Here is an 18,695-nt window from a genome sequence, read left to right as displayed (position 1 = left end):
TAATTAATGAGATAATCGTTCAGGAAAGTGCCGTGACGGCGTAGTAATACGACGATTTACACGGATAAAATGTAGAGCGCCATGGCTTTGAGTCTAACAGGATCTGCGTACAATTTCGCAGAAAGCCAACAACCTGATAGGATTAGCCTCTTTTTAAGGAATGACACCATGAACAAACAGCCCGAAGACTGGCTAGACGAAGTCCCAGAAGATAAAAATGAAGATGATGATGAGATTATCTGGGTCAGTAAAAGTGAAATTAAACGCGATGCCGAAGCGCTGAAAGATCTGGGCACCGAGCTGGTAGAGCTGGGCAAAAACGCGCTGGAAAAAATCCCGCTGGACGAAGATCTGCTGGCTGCCATTGAACTGGCGCAGAAGATCAAAAAAGAAGGCCGTCGCCGCCAGATCCAATTGATCGGTAAAATGCTGCGCGCCCGTGATGTTGAACCCATTCAGATCGCACTGGATAAGTTAAAAAACCGCCATAATCAGCAGGTTTCGCTGTTCCATAAACTGGAAGTGCTGCGCGACCGATTGGTAGAGGAAGGTGATGACGCGGTGCCTACCGTGTTGGATCTGTATCCCGATGCCGATCGCCAGCAACTGCGTAGTTTGATCCGTAATGCCCAGAAAGAAAAGGCAGCCAACAAGCCGCCAAAAGCATTCCGTCAAATCTTCCAGTACCTGCGTGAACTTTCCGAGAAGCAGCTATGATCGGACGGAGCCGGGAGTCTGCCACAGACCCCGGTTCCGACTAACAAATATTAAAGCGTAAACTGCCAGACAATTCTTCTTCCGCCTCTTCGAACAGTAGAATAATCGCGCCAAAACGCCGTTTCCGGCGGTGATTGAGATGAATAAACTCAATTTCCACCGGTAAACTGATAGCTCCGGTTACCGTATCCCACAATGCATCCAGATTGGCGCCGAAATCTTCGCCCAAAGAAAACTTCTGCGAAAAATCGTGATAAAATGCGGGAAGATCCGCGATATGGTCAAAATCAAACGTCACTTTCACCATCTTCTCACTCCACCCGAACAAAATTCTTATAATGATCCTGAGTCAGATAAATCAGGCCATCATTGGAATAGAGCAGCCGATCCGTTCCCCGATGGCCACACTGATAGTTGACGTCCGCTTCACGCCATATCCGATTATTCGCCTTGGGTAACGAACCTTCACGGTTTGAAAAACGATCGCCACCGATAGCTTTCCCCGGTAATACCTGGCATAAATTGCCGTCTTTCGGATTCCAACCTTGCTCACGCGCCTGCTTTTTCGTGATATAAAAATCCGGCAACCGGTTGTTTTGTTTTAGGTATTTCACCACTTTTTCATGCTGGGTCAGTTGGTCGATAGAGTCAGTTCGGCTGACTTTATTACTCTGCTGATGGCTACGCGTCTGCTCCTGACTATCGGCCTGCGCTATCACCGGTGTTGACGTCGGCACAGAGGCCGGCGCTGTTCCCCGCTCGTTTCCCTGAATGACCGCGACAATTAATACCACCGCCGCCGCCAGAATTCCCACCAGACGTTTGTTCATGATTTTCCCAATCAATTTGCTCGGCTAAAAAAGAGAGCTGACGCCGATGAGCGCCAGCGCTTTTCCGTTGATTTATTGGCTATAAATTACCTAAATGTAAGGTTTTCACTTCCATAAACTCATCCAAACCCAGCACCGAACCTTCACGACCCAAACCAGATTCTTTCACACCGCCAAAAGGCGCTAATTCAGTAGAAACCGAACTATCGTTAATGCCGATCATGCCGCTTTCCAGCGTCTCGGACACGCGGAATACTCTTTTCAAATTTTGAGTATAGAAGTAAGCCGCCAGACCGAAAGGTGTGTTATTCGCGCGCTCAATCACTTCTTCTTCGGTCTTGAAACGGAAGCAGGCTGCCAGCGGGCCAAAAGTTTCCTCACTTGCTACTTTCATCTCTTCGGTAGCCTCGGCAATGACAGTAGGCTGGAAGAAGTTGCCACCCAATGCGTGACGTTCACCGCCCGCCAGCAGACTCCCGCCTTTCGCCAATGCGTCCTTGACGTGATCCTCAACTTTTTTTACGCCAGCAGAGTTGATTAGCGGCCCCAGGTTTACCCCTTCATCCATCCCGTTGCCGACTTTAAGTTTTTTCACTTCGGCAGCCAAACGGGTGACAAACTGTTCGTAAATACCATCCTGAATATAGAAGCGATTGACGCAGACGCAAACCTGACCAGCATTGCGGAATTTGCAAGCCATAGCTCCGGCAACTGCCGCATCCAGATCGGCATCGTCAAAGACGATATAAGGCGCATTTCCCCCTAATTCCATCGAGATTTTCTTCATGGTTTCTGCGGCGTTGCGCATTAGGGTTTTGCCAACCTCGGTGGAGCCGGTAAAGGAAATTTTACGCACTTTCGGGCTGGCCATAATGACATCGCTGATGGCGTGAGTGTCGCCAGCAACGCCATTTAACACGCCGGCCGGCACACCGGCTTTCTCTGCCAGAGCCAGCAGTGCGAAAGCAGAAAGCGGAGTGTTATTGGCAGGTTTAATCAAACCGGTACAGCCCGCGGCTAACGCAGGACCCAGCTTGCGAGTTAGCATCGCCAGCGGGAAGTTCCACGGCGTAATCGCTGCGACTACGCCCACCGGTTCACGAGTGGCAAAGATACGCGCGCCGGTTTTTGCCGGAGGAATAATTTCACCGTTGGCACGTTTAGCCTGCTCACTAAACCACTGAATGAAGCTGGCGGCATAATCTACTTCACCCAAAGCTTCTTTCAAGGGCTTACCTTGCTCTGCGACCATTAATTCGGCCAGATACTGACGGTTTTCGACGATAAGCTGATACCAGCGCTGTAGAATCTCGGCACGCTGTTTGGCCGGCGTTTTACGCCAGGCAGGGAAAGCCTCATGGGCTGCTTTGATCGCCGCCTCGGTTTCACTTTTACCGGCTTTAGCCACCTGAGCCACCAATTCACCCGTGGCTGGGTTCAATACATCAAAGGTTTCTGCGGCCTGATACCATTTTCCACCGACATAGTAGCCAGTTTTAAACAATTCATGTTTCTGTAACGGATTATCCAGATGTGTTGAAGCGGACATCTTTAGGCCTCCTGATCGGCAAAGGGCTGCCCACAATAGGCAACGAGGAAGGGGGGAGCGTGAGTTGAGTATAGCCCTTGATGGTGGCAGGAAAACAGGCTCCCTGCCGCCAATAGCTTATTGAATGAGCGCGTGCTGGTATCTGTGCAACATATCTGCAAGACGTTTGACCGTTTGAGTAACAGAGACAGGAGCATGATATTCAACCAGTTTTTGCTGGTAATCACTTAATTCCTGTAGCAGACGGAAAAAGTAGTGGCGTCGCTTTTGCTCGTTTTTCGACGTCATCACCCGATCGGCGGTATGGCGAATCTGTTTATGGAAGGCGCTTAACTCGGCGTTGACTGGAATCTCGGTATTATTCAGCCTTTGATGAGCGACAATCAGCAACAGAGCCAAACGGTACTTGGCGATATCACCGGGGAACATCATCAGCAATTGGTTGAGCTGCTGATATAACGCTGGCAAATGGTTATCGCTGCGGCGGGCTTGGTTAGTGGTCAGAGCCGCCACCGCGCTGTACACAAAACGGTTGAGCAACGTTCTACCGGTACGCACTTTAGCGTTATCACGAATCAGCAGCAGCACGATCAGAGAAACAAAACAGCCGACCATCTGGCCGAGGGCGCTATCCAGAAACAGGCTAACGTTGAATTCCATGGGGTTGCTGAGCACCAAAATGTTAATAGTACCCGCCAGCGTGCCCAAGGAGCCCAGCCGCCGTTTCTGCACTTCCACGCCGATAATAAATGCCAGTAACCCCAAGCTAATGCATAACAGCAGTAAACTTTGCTGAGTCGAAGGCAGAATAAACATGAAGTACAGCGCTCCCATCGGCAACGCCATTAACATACCGATGAGAAAGTCCATCGCCACCATGCGCGGATTGGGCGTTCGCATCGCCAGAGAGGTTACAACCGCTATCATGACCATACAGCCCGCCCCCGATGTCCAGCCGGTCCACAACCAGAACAGGCCGCCGATCGCAGTAGCAATACCGGTGCGTAGGCCATTGATCATCGCGTGATGGCCCTCCGCCGAGGTGTGTTTTATTTCAGGCTCGGTGGTTAACAGCTCTTCTTCAACGCTGCTAATACTGCTGTTGGTATGAATGCCCTTCGCCAGCAATAAATAGCGAGTGGCGGCACCAACCCAGCTACTGATGGTCAAAGGCACGGCACTACTGTGACTACCCGCGAAATGCTGACGTAACACTTTCATTTGCTTATGAATATCGCCGCAGTTATCTGCGGGTGTACTCAGTAGCGCTTTCAGTTCATCGGTTAGATAATCAGGATGATTAATCAAAATCAAATAGGTTTCACAGGCCTGAGTAATCATAGCGAGGGATTGGCCGTGTAACGCCTGTAAGCGGCGATCGCAGCGCTGCCAGCGTGAGGATTCCATCATCAGATAGCTACGCATCCCTTTCAATGCACTGGTATTTTTCACCAAATCATTCCACGCACGGTCGATATCTTCTTTATCCGCAGAGTGGATGCACAAATGCAGCAGGTGATACTGATCCACCAGCAGTTTATCGATCAGTCGATCGATATCCTGTTTGATGGATCGCGGAGAAAACAGCAGATCCGCGATCACCGCACAGACGATCCCCAGCACAATCTCGCTACAGCGTTCCACCGCAAACTGCGGCGTTAGCAACGGCGTTTCTCCGGTAGTCACAATGATGATCAATGCGGTGTAGCCAGCCAGACCGAAAGCGTAGGAATTCTCGACTTTCACCAGCGAGGAAATCCAGGTACAGACACCAGCCCAAACACAGCACAGTATTAGCGTCAGTACCGGTGCTCTTATGGTCAGAACGATAATGATCAGGCCACCAATACAGCCAATGAATGTGCCAATAATCCGCAGCCAGCCGCGGTGACGAATAGCGCCGGAAAAAGGTTCGCCACCGGCAGCAAAGGCTGGTCCAGCAGCAACAATCGCCGCCGTCATCACCGACCAACGCGGAGTTTCCAACTGAAAATGGAAGCCCAGAAACAGCGCCGCTATAATGGCAAAGCTCAGTTTGAACGCAAAGCGATAGCGGATAAACCTTTGGCTAGTGAACATACTTCCCCTTAGCCGAACTCACGCAGGCGATGCATTAGCTGAATCAAACCCGAAGCATGGCTTGGCTCGCGACCATTCGGCCCGGTAATCACTACGGTGGCAGTGGTGCCCGCAGGATACGGATGCTGTTGATCTTCCTCATCTAAACGAACTTTTACCGGCACACGCTGAGCTAAACGAACCCATTCCAGATTATTATCGATCGTCGCCAGCCCCTTACTATCGGCCTTGCTGCTGCTGTTAGTCACCCCTGCGGATACGCTATCGACGGTGCCGTGCATAATACGATGACTACCCAACGGGGTGATTTCGACGCGATCCCCTCTGCGTACACCTTCCAGCTTGGTTTCTTCCAGATAGGCCAGTACGTAAAACGTGTCTTTTTTCACTAGCGCTACCGCAGTAGCGCCTCGGGTAATAAATTCACCAGCATGAACATTCAAGTTAGTGACCCAACCCTGAGCTGGCGCACGCACCGTGGTTCTTTCCAAATCGAGTTTTGCCAGATCGCGCACCGCGATGGCTTTTGCCAGTTGGTGTCTGACGGTTTGCAACACGTTGGTGGACTGATCGATTTCTTCCTGTGACAAAGCCTGCACCCCTAAACGCAGACGACGGCTGGACTCACGCTGTTTCTCCGCCGCTAATGTTTGATAGTAGGCCACATCGGCTTCGGCACTGGCCAACGCCTGCTCGTAACGGGGACGATCGATAACAAACAATACCTGACCTTTTTCTACCAATTGGTTATCCACCACCGGCACATCGGTAATTAAACCGCTGACGTCGGGCGCGATGGCGACCACGTCGGCGGTAAATTTGGCATCACGAGTCCAGGGGGATTCGGTATAAAACGCCCAGATTTTAAAAATGGCCATTACGGCCAGCAGTACCACAACCAAGGTGATACCGATTCGGATTATTTTTATCAGAAATGTACTCACGGTAACCTCAGGAAAAGAAACGAGACGTTAAATAAAAAAGGCAACAGAACAGCGCCGTATTAAACAAAGCCGGGTGCCAGACAAATTCATAAATACCCGTCGGCTGTAAAACCCGACGCAGCAGAAAAAACAGCGCCAGAGAAATCAGCAACTCGAGAAATATCGGTGGAAAAGACAGACCGAAAACAACCATCACCGGAAGCAAACTCATTCTTTTATCCTTATTTTTTGGGTACCGGTTGGTTTACCCTACCGCTGGATTTATACCGTCGAGTGAAAGGTCACCGTTCGCTCGACCGATCGCGGCACTAACCTGAAATAACTATCAGGTGCCTGAAGTGTTAAACTTGCTGGTATCTGTCAGAGGAAGGTGCGAGGACAACTGAGGCGGTGCGTATTAACACCGAAGGTTATTTCTCCCGACCCCTTATATTAGCCTGCTTATTATCAACTGATCTACAATCTGTGATCTAAATCACTTTTAAGCCAGAGTTAACAATTCATTCAGAGAGAACAATGGAACGATTAAAACGGATGTCGGTTTTTGCCAAAGTCGTAGAGTGTGGTTCCTTTACCGCCGCCGCCCGGCAGTTAGGCATCAGCGTTTCTTCCATCAGCCAGACCGTATCCAAACTGGAAAATGAGCTACAGGTCAAACTGCTTAACCGCAGCACGCGTAGCATTGGGCTGACCGAAGCGGGTCGTATCTATTATCAGGGCTGTCGCCGCATGCTACAGGAAGTGCAGGAAGTGCATGAGCAGCTCTATGCTTTTAATAATACGCCAACCGGCACATTACGCATTGGCTGCTCCTCAACCATGGCACAAAACGTGCTGGCAACCATGACCGCAGATATGCTGAAAGCTTATCCTGGCCTATCGGTCAATTTGGTTACCGGGATTCCGGCTCCGGATCTGATCTCCGACGGGCTGGATGTGGTGATCCGCGTTGGGGCTTTGCAGGACTCAGGCCTATTCTCTCGTCGTCTGGGATCGATGCCGATGGTGGTTTGCGCCGCAAAAAGCTATCTGGCTCAACACGGTACGCCGGAGAAACCCGCGGATATGGCGAATTTTTCCTGGCTGGAATACAGCGTTCGCCCTGATAGCAACTTCGAACTGACCGCACCGGAGGGAATTTCCACCCAGATATCGCCGCAGGGACGTTTTGTCACCAATGATTCGCAAACCATGATTCGTTGGCTCAAAGCCGGAGCCGGTATCGCCTATGCGCCGCTGATGTGGGTTATTGATGAAATTAAACGGGGAGATGTGGAAGTGCTGTTCAACCGCTACCATTCAGAACCACGACCGGTTTACGCTTTGTATACCGAAAAAGACAAAATGCCGCTGAAAGTGCAGGTATGTATTGATTATTTGACGGAATACTTCAAGCGCGTGGCTGAAATTTATCAAGGATACCGCTGAGTAAATCTGGCCTCCCCAAGCGAGGAGGCCAGCGAAAATCAGGCCGTGCCGCCGACGGTCAGATTATCCAGTTTCAGCGTCGGCTGGCCGACCCCCACTGGCAGACTCTGCCCTTCTTTACCACACACGCCCACGCCTTTATCCAGCGCCAGATCGTTGCCAACCATCGAAATTTGCTGCATCGCCTCAATGCCCGAACCAATCAGCGTGGCACCTTTCACCGCGTTGGTGATTCGGCCATTTTCGATCATGTAGGCTTCCGAGGTAGAAAACACAAACTTACCGGAAGTGATATCAACCTGCCCACCGCCAAAATTCGGCGCATACAGACCGTATTCCACGCTAGCGATGATGTCTTCCGGCGTGGATTTACCAGCCAGCATGTAAGTATTGGTCATACGTGGCATTGGTAAATGCGCGTAAGACTCACGACGGCCGTTGCCGGTCGGCGCGACACCCATCAAACGTGCGTTCAGCTTATCCTGCATGTAGCCTTTCAGAATGCCGTTTTCAATCAATACGTTGTATTGACCCGGAACGCCTTCGTCATCGATAGCCAGTGAGCCACGGCGGCCTTGCAGAGTGCCGTCATCCACCACAGTGCATAGCTCTGAGGCCACGAGCTGCCCCATTTGACCGCTGAATACCGAGCTGCCACGACGGTTGAAATCGCCTTCTAGACCGTGACCAACCGCTTCGTGCAGCAGCACGCCCGGCCAGCCTGCGCCCAATACAACCGGCATAGCGCCAGCCGGAGCCGCCACAGCGAACAGATTCACCAAAGCCATACGAACAGCTTCTTTGGCATAGGCGTCGGCACGGACATCCCCATCAACCGGTTCTAAGAAATAGTCATAGCCGAAACGACCGCCGCCGCCGCTGGCACCGCGTTCACGTTTGCCGTTGTCTTCCACCAGCACACTGACAGACAAACGCACCAGAGGCCGCACATCGGCGGCCAGCGTGCCATCTGTAGCCGCAACCAGAATCAATTCATATACGCCGGTCAGACTGGCGCTCACTTCCTGCACCCGCGCATCTGCGGCGCGCGCCACTTTATCGACCCGATGCAATAGCGCGATTTTTTCTTCACGCGGCAAGCTTTGCAGCGGATCGAGCAGAGGATACAGCGAAGCGTGGGCAATCTCGCCCAAGGTGTGAACTTTACCGTTCCCATTATCACGCACAATACTGCGGGCAGCCTGCGCACTTTGGTGTAAAGCATTCAGGGTAATTTGGTCGGCATAGGCAAAACCGGTCTTTTCACCGCTGACCGCACGCACGCCAACCCCTTGATCGATATTGTAAGAGCCATCCTTGATGATGCTGTCTTCCAACACCCATGCCTCGTGATAGCTGGACTGGAAATATAAATCCGCATAATCCAGGCGGCGTTCAGCCAACTGACCCAGAACTGAGGAAAGATCCTGATGGGTCAGTTTGTTAGCAGCGAGTAACTGCTCACTGACAAACGAGAGGCTCATATTATTTTCACTCTTTATTGGATGAAACTTCATTGAATGGCGGCACCAGACTTGGCTGGAAGCGATTATGCTGCATCACCGGCATCTGCTTACGTATTTTTTGCAGGCCATTAGCCTCGACCCTCACTTTCAGGGCAGAAACGTTATCTGGATTCTCGATTAATACCTTGCCCCAAGCGTCAACGGCCATCGAATGACCCCAGGTTCGACGGGTTAACCCATGGCTGCCAACCTGTGCCGGCGCCAATATCATACATTGGTTCTCAATAGCCCGCGCCCGCAGTAACACTTCCCAGTGAGCTTCACCGGTAACTCGGGTAAATGCCGCCGGAACGGAAATAATTTCCGCCCCTTGCGCGCGCAACGCCTGGAATAACCCAGGGAAACGCAAATCGTAACAAATGGTCATGCCCAAACGCCCAACCGGCGTATCGACTACGGTTAGATGCTCTCCCGGCTGATAGGTATCAGACTCACGATAGTGTCCGTGTGTATCATTGATATCCACATCGAACATATGAATTTTGTCGTAGCGCGCCTGCAATTCACCCTGATCGTCAAACAGCAGGCTGCTCGTGGTAATGCGATCCGGAGACTCACGGCTAATCATCGGCATCGAGCCAACCAGCAGCCAGACGCCGTAACGGCGCGCCATTTCACGGATGGCCTGCTGTAACGGGCCATCATTGTGACGCTCGGCCTGTTTACGATAAGCCGCAGAATCGGCAAATAACAGCGCATTTTCTGGCGTCATCACCAATTTAATGCCCGAATTCAACTGCTTAATCTGTTGCTCTATCTGAGCTAGGTTAGAACGGGTTTGCTCACCGCTACAAAGCTGTAAAAGTGCAACATTGGCATTTTTCATGGTGCCTTATTCTCCTTTAGCTGGCGTAACACCTCATGGATATCCGGCTGATCCAGACTACCGGTTATCTGATATCGAATCAGAGATATTTTACTCCACAACGGCCCGAGCACTTTGGTGGCCGCAAAAACCGCCGCCCCAATCACCGGGTTAATCACAAATGCCGTAGCCACACCGACGGTCGCGGATATTTCCGGCGTAATAACGGCTTCCATGTTGATTTGGCGTTTCACCAAATCAACACTGCCGTTCATGGCGATATCTGCCGCCAGACCGTCGATCAAAAGATCGTTAGTATGCACCACGCCAGATTTCACGCTGGCGGTGCCGCGAATCGAATCAAAGGCAAAGTCACGGCTGAAGGTATCGCTGAAATCCAGCTGTAGTTTACGCAACAATGCGTCGAAGCTGACCAGCCGCAGCAGTTGCCCGGCGCGGCCTCCGCCCAGATTCACCATGGCACCTTTGCTTAGTTTGGCGCTCAAATTGCCATTAAGGGTTTCAATTCGCGGCTGCCAAGGCACGCCCTGCCACGCCAGCGTTGCGTTGCCGTCAAAAGGTGCATCTTTGAGCGGCGTGCTAATACCGAAGAATGACAGAGTGTCATCGATTTTACTGCCAGAAACCTTCATCCTAACCGACGTGTTATTGCCTTCCGCACTTTGCTGCCATTCGCCGTTAACCGCCATGCGAGCCTTAGCGACCTCAATCAGGCCATTCTTAAGACTTAACACTTTGTTGTTATGGGAGATATCGGCGCTCACTTTGCCAATATTCTGCCCCATAACCCAGCATTCTTGACAGCGAAGCTGCAACGCTGGCCAATCGCGGAACGAAACATCATGACTTAGTGGAGAATCTTGCAACGCCGCTTTTGACAAAGGTTTATCAACATCTTGCGCCGTCCACTGCGGGTTGTAGTAGAGATAGCGAATATCTGCCCGCCACGGCCCGCTGCTGGCTACGCGCACGCTGCCATCCACTTCGCGCCCTTTGGCGCTAATATTTGTCCCATTCAGCTGCGGCTCAATCCGCAGGGTCAGATTATGCCAAGCCTGGCCGCCTAGCAGCAGTTCTGGCGTTTGTAGCTCAATGCGAGAAGGTAATGTGAACTGGCTCTGGCTGGCCGATTTTTTACCGATCATGGATGACGCCTGCGGAGAGGCTGATGCTAGCGCAGGGCCAATTAGCGCCAGCCAACGTTCCCCATCCAAAGGGGGCAAATTCACCACCAACCCTTTTTCAGCAGGTAATGGCGGGACTTTTTTGCTGTCGGTTTGCCAGACCGCTTTACTCAATTCGACTTTCTGATCTTTTAACAACCATTGACTGTTAAAATGATTCGTTCCTGCCGCTGAACCAGAAAGCGTGAATCCATTGAGGCCACCTTTGGCCTGAACGCTCACCGGCAAAGATTCACCGCCTTGAGTATCTAGCGGCGGCGGTAAGCGACTGCTCACTTTCTTTAGGTCTGCGTTGACATCTACCAGATAACTTGGCTCCCCGTGCTTCGGCAACTGCACCGCAACTTTGCCCTGCCAACCGAAGCTACCCTTCAGCTGTTTGGCTATTTCAGCGGGAATCTCGGTGATTTTGGCTGGAATCCAGTCACCGCGCAGGTTAACCCCAACCTGAAAGTTGTCTTTTTGCTCTTCCGTGGTGAAATTTACCGTCAGCGGCTGACCAAACCAGTTAGCCGATATTTCATCGCTCGACAGATTGCCATCGCTAAAGCGGAATTTACCGCTGACATTTTCCAACTGACTTTGCAGTGGCTTAATCAATAAACTGTTGTTGTGCAGCGTCACTTCACCGGTAGCGTGCGTGATATTGCCTTCTACCAAGGGAATATCCAGATGTAAGCGCCCACTTACACCCCCACCAACCTGGAGTTCATCCAATGCACTCCCCACGGAATCATGTAGCGGCGTATCGTTAAAGTAATCATGAACATCCGAGCCTAGCCCCGCTACCTGCGCATCAACAAACAGGCGTTCTTTCAGATAATCAGGAATATTGGCGCTGATATTGGTGCCGGTGACATTCCCCAGCATTGCCCGCGGTGCATTCATCCACAGGCCGTCATTGAGGAAATTCAGGTCGATAGCCAGATTTTCCAGCGCTGGCCATTCCGGTTGGAACTGGAAGGTCGCATTACGCAACGGAACATAAACCTGGAATTGACCCTCGTTATGGGTATAAGGGAAATAATGTGGATTACCGTTATAGACCAACGTGGCGTTATCCACCTGCCCGCCCTGAATCGCGCCGGTCAGATAATCCACCAACGCTTTCCCCATCAAAGGCTGAGGGAAGTAACGCCAGGCATCTGCGCCGTCATACAGGCGGATACCGGCCAGAATATTCAGCCACGGCTGGCCTTTTTCCGGCTGTTGATAACGGAAACTACCGTTTGCCCACAAAGACTTGGCTTTTACATCCAGCTTATCGCTCCACAGCTCCCAGCCTTTATCATCCATGCGCCAGTCAATGTCGCCCTGAGCGCTGCTGACTTCCAGCGGTGCGCCAAACATGTCACCGTAAGGCAAAATGCTGTCGTGCAGATTTACCGCCAGACGCCCATGGCTGACGGAACCGCTCAATGTGCCAGAGAAATGATTCACGCCCGGTAAGAGTTCCCAATGCTGCCAGCTGACATCTTGCCATTTAGCCTGAAAACGGGTCAATTCTGGCTGTTTTAGAGGAATATCCAGCGCCAGCGCATTCAAATGCCCCTGCGGTTTTAAATCTCCCCAACGGGCCAGTAAATCCGGGGTAAACAAAGAAATGGTCGGTAACAGCGGCCCAATTCGCTCTAACTGAAGGTCTTTGGCACGAAGGCGTAATTCTTCCGGCTGATCAGGGCCCAGCAGTTTATTATTTTCCGGCAACCACAGCGCCGACAGGCTCCCTTGCGGCCACGCCTGGCCGTCAGTGGTTAAATTCAGCTGTGGGGCATCAATCTGCCAGCCATTTCCCTGACGGCGCGCGTCCACTACCAGTTGATCGACAGCGAGCTGATGGGGTTCACCTTGAGTAGTCCAAGCGGCTTGCCCTTGTTTTAGCAGCACATTCCCACTGTAAATATCGCCGCCTTTGAGCGTCAGCCAAGCTGCCAGACTAAATTCGGCGCTGTCTAATCCGGTATTATTATGCAACCAGCGGCTGATCCAAGGCTTCACGTCAATATTATCAGCCTGCATATATACAGTGCCGTTATTCAGAATGCCCTGATCGTCGTGTAAATCCATCCGTACCTGAACCACGCCGTGCTGGCCATTAATCGTCGATAGGCTGATCTGCCCTTCGGCGCGATGGCGGTTACGCGAGTTAAGCCAGGTTAACTGAGGAATTTCCAGCTCGGCGCTGGAACCAGAAGGGGTAAGAAATGAAATGCGGCTGTTACGCAGATCGAAATGATCCAACTGACGCAGAAAAATATCGGTGAAGTGGCTGGATTCAAAAGAACGGTTCTGATCACCCGGATTAATCAGCGGACGATCCAAATCCAGCTGTAGCTGATGGAACGTCATATCCCGTAGCTGCCAGCGCCAGTGCAGCAAAGATTGCCAGACATCCAGCGCTAGCGTGATGCGCTGAACCTGCAATTTGGTATCAGGCAACTGGGCGCGCAGATCCCGTACTTCCAGCGTCGGGCCAAAAGTTTCCCAACTGCCTTGAATAAAACCAATTTCCAGCGGAATTCCGCTGACGGCCTGAATCTTAGCCTGTAGCTGCGCACGATAGTCGTTGAGCTGCGGCAACATCAAACGAAGCCCACTCACCAACAATGCCACCACAACAATCATTGTGGCGCCTGTCGCTAACAAAATCCTGGGCAGTCGCCTCACGCATCTCTCCTTGCTTCCCGCTGCAAGGGGCGCAGCGGAAATTTATTACATCATCACCACGTCAAACTGCTCTTGGCTGTAGAGCGGTTCAATTTGAACTTTTACCTGCTTACCGACGAAAATTTCCACTTCGGCCAGCGCATGGGATTCTTCGCTCTTCAGCGCTTCCCCTACCGCAGGTGAGGCATAGACCAGGAATCTGTCGGTATCATAGGCATGGTGAACCCGCACGATTTCTCTCAGGATTTCATAGCATACCGTTTCGACGGATTTGACCGTGCCGCGACCGTGACAAGTAGGACAATCATTACACAGCACGTGCTCAATACTTTCGCGGGTGCGCTTGCGGGTCATCTCCACTAATCCTAGCTGAGAGAAACCGTTAATACTGGTTTTCACTCGATCTTTGCTCAGCGCCTGCTCTAATGAGTGTAATACACGGCGACGGTGCTCTTCATTACTCATATCAATAAAATCAATGATGATTATCCCACCGAGGTTACGCATTCGCAGCTGGCGAGCAATGGCCTGAGTGGCTTCGATATTAGTATTGAAAATGGTTTCATCGAGGTTACGGTGGCCGACAAATGCCCCAGTGTTGATATCGATGGTGGTCATAGCTTCAGTTTGGTCGATAATCAGGTAACCACCAGATTTCAATTCAACTTTACGCTCCAGAGAACGTTGAATCTCGTTTTCTACATCATACAGATCGAAAATAGGTTGTTTGCCGGAATAGTGCTCCAGCTTATTGGTCATTTCTGGAATATATTCGCGGGTAAATTCGATCAGTTGCTCATAGGTCTGGCGGGAATCGACCCGAATGCGATCCAAGGCCGCGCCCGCAAAATCCCGTAGAATTCGCTGCGCCAGAGCCATTTCGCCGTACAGTTTGCATTTAGTTTTATCACGTTTTTTACGCAGCTGTACTTTGGCCCACAGACGTTTTAAAAACGCCGCGTCCGCGGATAACTCTTCTTCACCAATACCTTCGGCGGCGGTACGGATAATAAATCCGCCCTGCTCATCGCAATAGCTGGCCACTGTATTTTTCAGACGATCGCGCTCAGCTTCGCTTTCAATACGCTGAGACACACCAACGTGCGCCGCTCCGGGCATCAACACCAGATAACGAGAAGGCAGCGTGATATCCGTAGTCAGGCGCGCGCCTTTGGTGCCCAGCGGATCTTTGACCACCTGCACCATGAGATCCTGCCCCTGACGTACCAGTTCAGCGATATCACGTACATTGAAATTCTTTTGCTCATCCCCAGCCACGCATTCGGTGTGGGGCATAATGTCTGAAGCATGAAGGAAAGCCGCCTTATCCAGGCCTATATCGACAAAAGCCGCCTGCATTCCAGGCAAAACCCGGCTAACGCGACCTTTGTAAATGTTACCGACGATGCCTCTTTTCGCTTCACGCTCAATGTGAATTTCCTGCAGGATGCCACCGTCGATGTAGGCAACCCGCGTTTCAGACGGTGTAATATTGACCAGTAATTCAGCTGTCATGTATTCCTCTCACATCACGTAGCGCGAAAAAATGACTCAGTAGTTCATGGGTTTCTACCAACGGCAGGCCGACAACGGCGTGATAACTGCCTTTAATCGCCCTGACGAAACAACCACCCTTGCCCTGAATACCGTAAGCGCCCGCTTTGTCCATCGGTTCACCGGTAGCAATATAGTCACTGATTTCTTGTTGAGATAACACGCGGAATGTCACATCTGTCACGACCATTGTGCCGAGTAAATCCTGTTTATCGGCTAATGCAACGGCGGTCATCACCTGATGCTGCTGCCCGGACAACGCACCCAACATTTGCGCGGCATGAACAGCATCTCGCGGTTTTTCCAAAACCTGTCCATTAAGCACCACAATGGTATCGGCACCGAGTACCGGTAAATCCCACTCGGCAACCGCCACTCCGGCGCGCGCTTTATCTTCAGCCAAACGTCGGACATAGTCCTCGGCGGCTTCCCCCGGATTACGCTGTTCCTCCACTTCCGTTTTCAGTATTTCAAACGGTAAATCGAGAAGCGCGAGCAGTTCACGCCGACGGGGAGAACCTGAGGCCAGATAAAGGGCTGTCATTGGAAAAATCCTTATTGCACCGCAAACTTACGGCGAATCTTACGCATTAATAAGAATAGCCACGGCCATAAGATACCGTTAATTAAACTACTCCAGAAAACTTCAGGTCGGAACGAAACGTTAATCACTAAGAATTCTGACCAGAACACCACAACATCCATGGTTAGCGACAGAAGCATCACGATTAATGCCTGCTGCCAGAGCGCCATATTGCGGAATAACTGAAACTTAAAGGCCACCAGATAGGCAATGATGCTCAATGCCAACGCACGCACGCCAAGAGTTGAACCTAAAATCAGATCCAAAATCAGGCCGAGAATAAAGCCGCTGCCAACGTTAACCCGATGAGGCAATGCCATAACCCAGTAAATCAGGATCAACGTCAGCCATGACGGGCGGAACATATAAATTTCTTTTGGCCACGGCATCACCTGTAGCACCATTGCAATCAGGAATGATAGCCAGATAACCCAGCGCCCATTACTGGTGTAACGGTTCATGGCGTCGCCCTTACCGCTGGCGCGTTCGCCGGAGGCGGATTCAAACTGGCTGGCGCCGGTGGGCCGACCATTTCGCTGGCGCTTGGCAATACCTGAGGCATCATCTGCATCAGACGCTCATTAGCCACCCGATGTACTTCATTCGGCGGCAACGGCAAATCGCCATTGCGATCCGCGCCCCACAGCAACAGCAAATAACGCAGACGCTGTAAATCGGCCATTGGACGAGCCTGAATAACGGTATAGGCGCGCTGATTATCGACTTTAACCGAAGAAACCACCGCCACCGGATAACCTTCTGGGAAACGTCCACCGAGGCCAGATGTCACCAAAACATCACCAACACGAATATCAGTATTGCTTGGCAAATGTTCGAGCAATAAGTCGTCGCTACAGCCGCCACCGGCAGCAATAACGCGAATGTCATTACGCAAGACTTGAATCGGTAGCGCGTGGGACGCATCGCATATCAACAGCACGCGGCTGGTGAATTTGCTGACCGCCACTACCTGCCCGACCACGCCTTTATCACTGATCACCGGCTGGCCTTCATACACGCCATTATCGGTGCCCTTATCGATCACCACCTGATCGCTATAAGGATCGGTGCCGCTGGAAATAACCTGCGTCACCATTTTTTGTTCGTCCTGACGCAGCGGAGAGCCGAGTAACTCGCGCAGACGTGAGTTTTCCTGCTTAAACTGGCCAAGCAACTGTAGATCGGTATTTTTAAGCAACAGTTCCTGACGTAACGCACGATTTTCCAGCTCAAGCTGTTGGCGCGTTGCGATGGTTTCTGAAACGCTGTCTAAAACTTTACGTGGCCCATTGGCCAGAAAATAGAAGGGGCTAACTGCGGTGTCCATATAGGTACGAATTTTAACGAACGTACCGAGCCGGCTATCGACAATAACCAGCGCAATGGCTGCAAGAACGGCGAAGAAAAGTCGCAGTTGCAGGGATGGACCCCGGCTAAAAATCGGCTTCATAAATTATGCGTATTCCTCGACAACAAAAAGGAGGCACTAAACCTGATGATGCAATACCTTCATCCGATCCAGCCCTCCTTTTTTGGCTGACTATTCTTCGCTGAACAAATCGCCGCCATGCATGTCGATCATTTCCAACGCTTTGCCACCGCCGCGAGCTACGCAGGTCAGAGGGTCTTCTGCAACCACAACCGGAATGCCTGTTTCTTCCATTAACAAACGATCCAGATTACGCAGCAATGCGCCGCCGCCGGTTAACACCATGCCGCGTTCGGAGATATCGGAGGCCAATTCTGGTGGACACTGTTCCAGAGCAACCATAACCGCGCTAACGATGCCGGTCAGTGGCTCTTGCAGAGCTTCCAGAATCTCGTTGGAATTCAGAGTAAAGCCGCGCGGAACACCTTCTGCCAGGTTACGGCCACGGACTTCGATTTCCAGCACTTCATCACCCGGATACGCCGAGCCGATGCTGTGCTTGATACGTTCAGCCGTTGCTTCACCGATCAGAGAGCCATAGTTACGACGCACATAATTAATGATCGCTTCATCAAAGCGGTCACCACCGATGCGTACAGAAGAGGAGTAAACCACACCGTTCAGTGAGATCACCGCCACTTCCGTAGTACCGCCACCGATATCCACAACCATTGAACCGGTTGCCTCGGAAACCGGCAGGCCAGCACCGATTGCAGCCGCCATTGGCTCTTCAATCAGGAACACTTCGCGAGCACCGGCACCCTGGGCTGATTCACGAATTGCACGACGTTCTACCTGGGTAGCACCGACTGGCACACACACCAATACGCGCGGACTTGGGCGCATAAAGCTGTTGCTATGAACCTGTTTGATAAAATGCTGAAGCATTTTTTCGGTCACGAAGAAATCGGCGATAACGCCGTCTTTCATCGGGCGAATCGCGGCGATATTGCCAGGAGTACGCCCCAGCATCTGCTTGGCATCATGACCCACAGCTGCAACGCTTTTGGGGGAACCGGCACGATCCTGGCGAATAGCAACCACCGAGGGTTCATTCAGTACGATGCCTTGTCCTTTTACATAAATCAGGGTATTGGCGGTACCCAAGTCGATGGACAAGTCGTTGGAAAACATGCCACGAAATTTCTTAAACATAACGAAAGGATAATCCTGCAAGCTGGGGGCGAAAAATAAAATCCGCCTACTTTACCAACCACACGGAGCAGCGACAAGGCGCAAAAACGTCCTACTCCGGTGAAAAAGTGGCTACGTTATTCCAATCAAGTTCCGCTGAATAAGGTATATGCACTAAAACCCTTGAATAAAGGCTCATTATACCCCCCAGTCGACGCGTCGAACGGTGTAACACAGCACATAAA

16 protein-coding genes are annotated in these 18,695 nt (G+C 51.4%); 2 read left to right on the top strand and 14 right to left on the bottom strand.

The genetic code is table 11. From position 1 onward, the window contains the following. Nucleotides 1-168 precede the first annotated feature (168 nt). A complete protein-coding gene (yjgA, locus tag ACQ4OC_RS08945) occupies nt 169-717 on the top strand; it encodes a ribosome biogenesis factor YjgA (protein WP_064515405.1) in 549 nt (182 codons plus the stop codon). 40 nt (nt 718-757) lie between these two features. Here yjgA and ACQ4OC_RS08940 read toward each other — a convergent pair whose 3' ends face one another. The 6 genes from ACQ4OC_RS08940 to aaeX form a co-directional block, all read right to left on the bottom strand. Beyond that, nucleotides 758-1,024, bottom strand: a complete 267-nt coding sequence (locus tag ACQ4OC_RS08940) for a barstar family protein (RefSeq protein ID WP_064515407.1) — start codon at nt 1,022-1,024, stop codon at nt 758-760. 4 nt (nt 1,025-1,028) lie between these two features. Further along, nucleotides 1,029-1,547: a ribonuclease gene (locus tag ACQ4OC_RS08935; protein ID WP_064515409.1), complete on the bottom strand. Its 519-nt coding sequence runs from the start codon at nt 1,545-1,547 to the stop codon at nt 1,029-1,031. Nucleotides 1,548-1,626: 79 nt separating this feature from the next. Beyond that, nucleotides 1,627-3,096 carry an NAD-dependent succinate-semialdehyde dehydrogenase gene (locus tag ACQ4OC_RS08930; RefSeq protein ID WP_120805648.1) on the bottom strand — a complete coding sequence of 490 codons (1,470 nt, stop codon included), beginning with the start codon at nt 3,094-3,096 and terminating at the stop codon, nt 1,627-1,629. Between the two features lie 117 nt (nt 3,097-3,213). Then, complete coding sequence (gene aaeB / locus ACQ4OC_RS08925; RefSeq protein ID WP_064515413.1) at nt 3,214-5,175, bottom strand: p-hydroxybenzoic acid efflux pump subunit AaeB; 1,962 nt, start codon at nt 5,173-5,175, stop codon at nt 3,214-3,216. An 8-nt stretch (nt 5,176-5,183) separates the two neighbouring features. After that, nucleotides 5,184-6,119 (bottom strand): p-hydroxybenzoic acid efflux pump subunit AaeA, encoded by a 936-nt coding sequence (gene aaeA / locus ACQ4OC_RS08920; protein WP_064515415.1) that lies wholly within the window; start codon nt 6,117-6,119, stop codon nt 5,184-5,186. Between the two features lie 7 nt (nt 6,120-6,126). Next, nucleotides 6,127-6,330 carry a p-hydroxybenzoic acid efflux pump operon protein AaeX gene (gene aaeX, locus ACQ4OC_RS08915; protein ID WP_064515417.1) on the bottom strand — a complete coding sequence of 68 codons (204 nt, stop codon included), beginning with the start codon at nt 6,328-6,330 and terminating at the stop codon, nt 6,127-6,129. Nucleotides 6,331-6,635: 305 nt separating this feature from the next. On the opposite strand from aaeX, the gene aaeR reads away from it, so the two are divergent. Continuing rightward, nucleotides 6,636-7,547, top strand: a complete 912-nt coding sequence (aaeR, locus tag ACQ4OC_RS08910; RefSeq protein ID WP_049597964.1) for an HTH-type transcriptional activator AaeR — start codon at nt 6,636-6,638, stop codon at nt 7,545-7,547. Between the two features lie 38 nt (nt 7,548-7,585). Here aaeR and tldD read toward each other — a convergent pair whose 3' ends face one another. From tldD to mreB, 8 genes are all read right to left on the bottom strand, one after another. Next, the gene (tldD, locus tag ACQ4OC_RS08905; RefSeq protein WP_064515419.1) at nt 7,586-9,031 is read right to left on the bottom strand and encodes a metalloprotease TldD; all 1,446 of its coding nucleotides are present in this window, start codon (nt 9,029-9,031) and stop codon (nt 7,586-7,588) included. A 7-nt stretch (nt 9,032-9,038) separates the two neighbouring features. Then, nucleotides 9,039-9,899, bottom strand: coding sequence for a deaminated glutathione amidase (gene nit1 / locus ACQ4OC_RS08900; RefSeq protein WP_064515421.1), 861 nt, complete (start codon nt 9,897-9,899; stop codon nt 9,039-9,041). Further along, nucleotides 9,896-13,750, bottom strand: coding sequence for an AsmA2 domain-containing protein YhdP (gene yhdP / locus ACQ4OC_RS08895; RefSeq protein ID WP_120805646.1), 3,855 nt, complete (start codon nt 13,748-13,750; stop codon nt 9,896-9,898). The genes nit1 and yhdP overlap by 4 nt, the downstream gene beginning before the upstream one ends. Nucleotides 13,751-13,795: 45 nt before the next feature. Beyond that, nucleotides 13,796-15,265: a ribonuclease G gene (gene rng / locus ACQ4OC_RS08890; RefSeq protein WP_064515425.1), complete on the bottom strand. Its 1,470-nt coding sequence runs from the start codon at nt 15,263-15,265 to the stop codon at nt 13,796-13,798. Then, nucleotides 15,255-15,848, bottom strand: coding sequence for a Maf family protein (locus tag ACQ4OC_RS08885; RefSeq protein ID WP_064515427.1), 594 nt, complete (start codon nt 15,846-15,848; stop codon nt 15,255-15,257). The genes rng and ACQ4OC_RS08885 overlap by 11 nt, the downstream gene beginning before the upstream one ends. An 11-nt stretch (nt 15,849-15,859) precedes the next feature. Beyond that, a complete protein-coding gene (gene mreD, locus ACQ4OC_RS08880) occupies nt 15,860-16,348 on the bottom strand; it encodes a rod shape-determining protein MreD (RefSeq protein ID WP_049597977.1) in 489 nt (162 codons plus the stop codon). Further along, nucleotides 16,345-17,337: a rod shape-determining protein MreC gene (mreC, locus tag ACQ4OC_RS08875; RefSeq protein WP_049597978.1), complete on the bottom strand. Its 993-nt coding sequence runs from the start codon at nt 17,335-17,337 to the stop codon at nt 16,345-16,347. Before mreC ends, mreD begins: the two co-directional genes overlap by 4 nt. A 90-nt stretch (nt 17,338-17,427) precedes the next feature. Next, on the bottom strand, nt 17,428-18,471 hold the full coding sequence (gene mreB, locus ACQ4OC_RS08870; RefSeq protein ID WP_002228205.1) for a rod shape-determining protein MreB: 1,044 nt from the start codon (nt 18,469-18,471) through the stop codon (nt 17,428-17,430). Nucleotides 18,472-18,695: the final 224 nt, after the last annotated feature.

The organism is Yersinia sp. J1, assembly GCF_050586585.1.
GTDB lineage: Bacteria > Pseudomonadota > Gammaproteobacteria > Enterobacterales > Enterobacteriaceae > Yersinia > Yersinia entomophaga.
The sequence above is the reverse complement of the archived record's forward strand: the minus strand, read 5'-3'. Positions and strand labels throughout refer to the sequence as shown.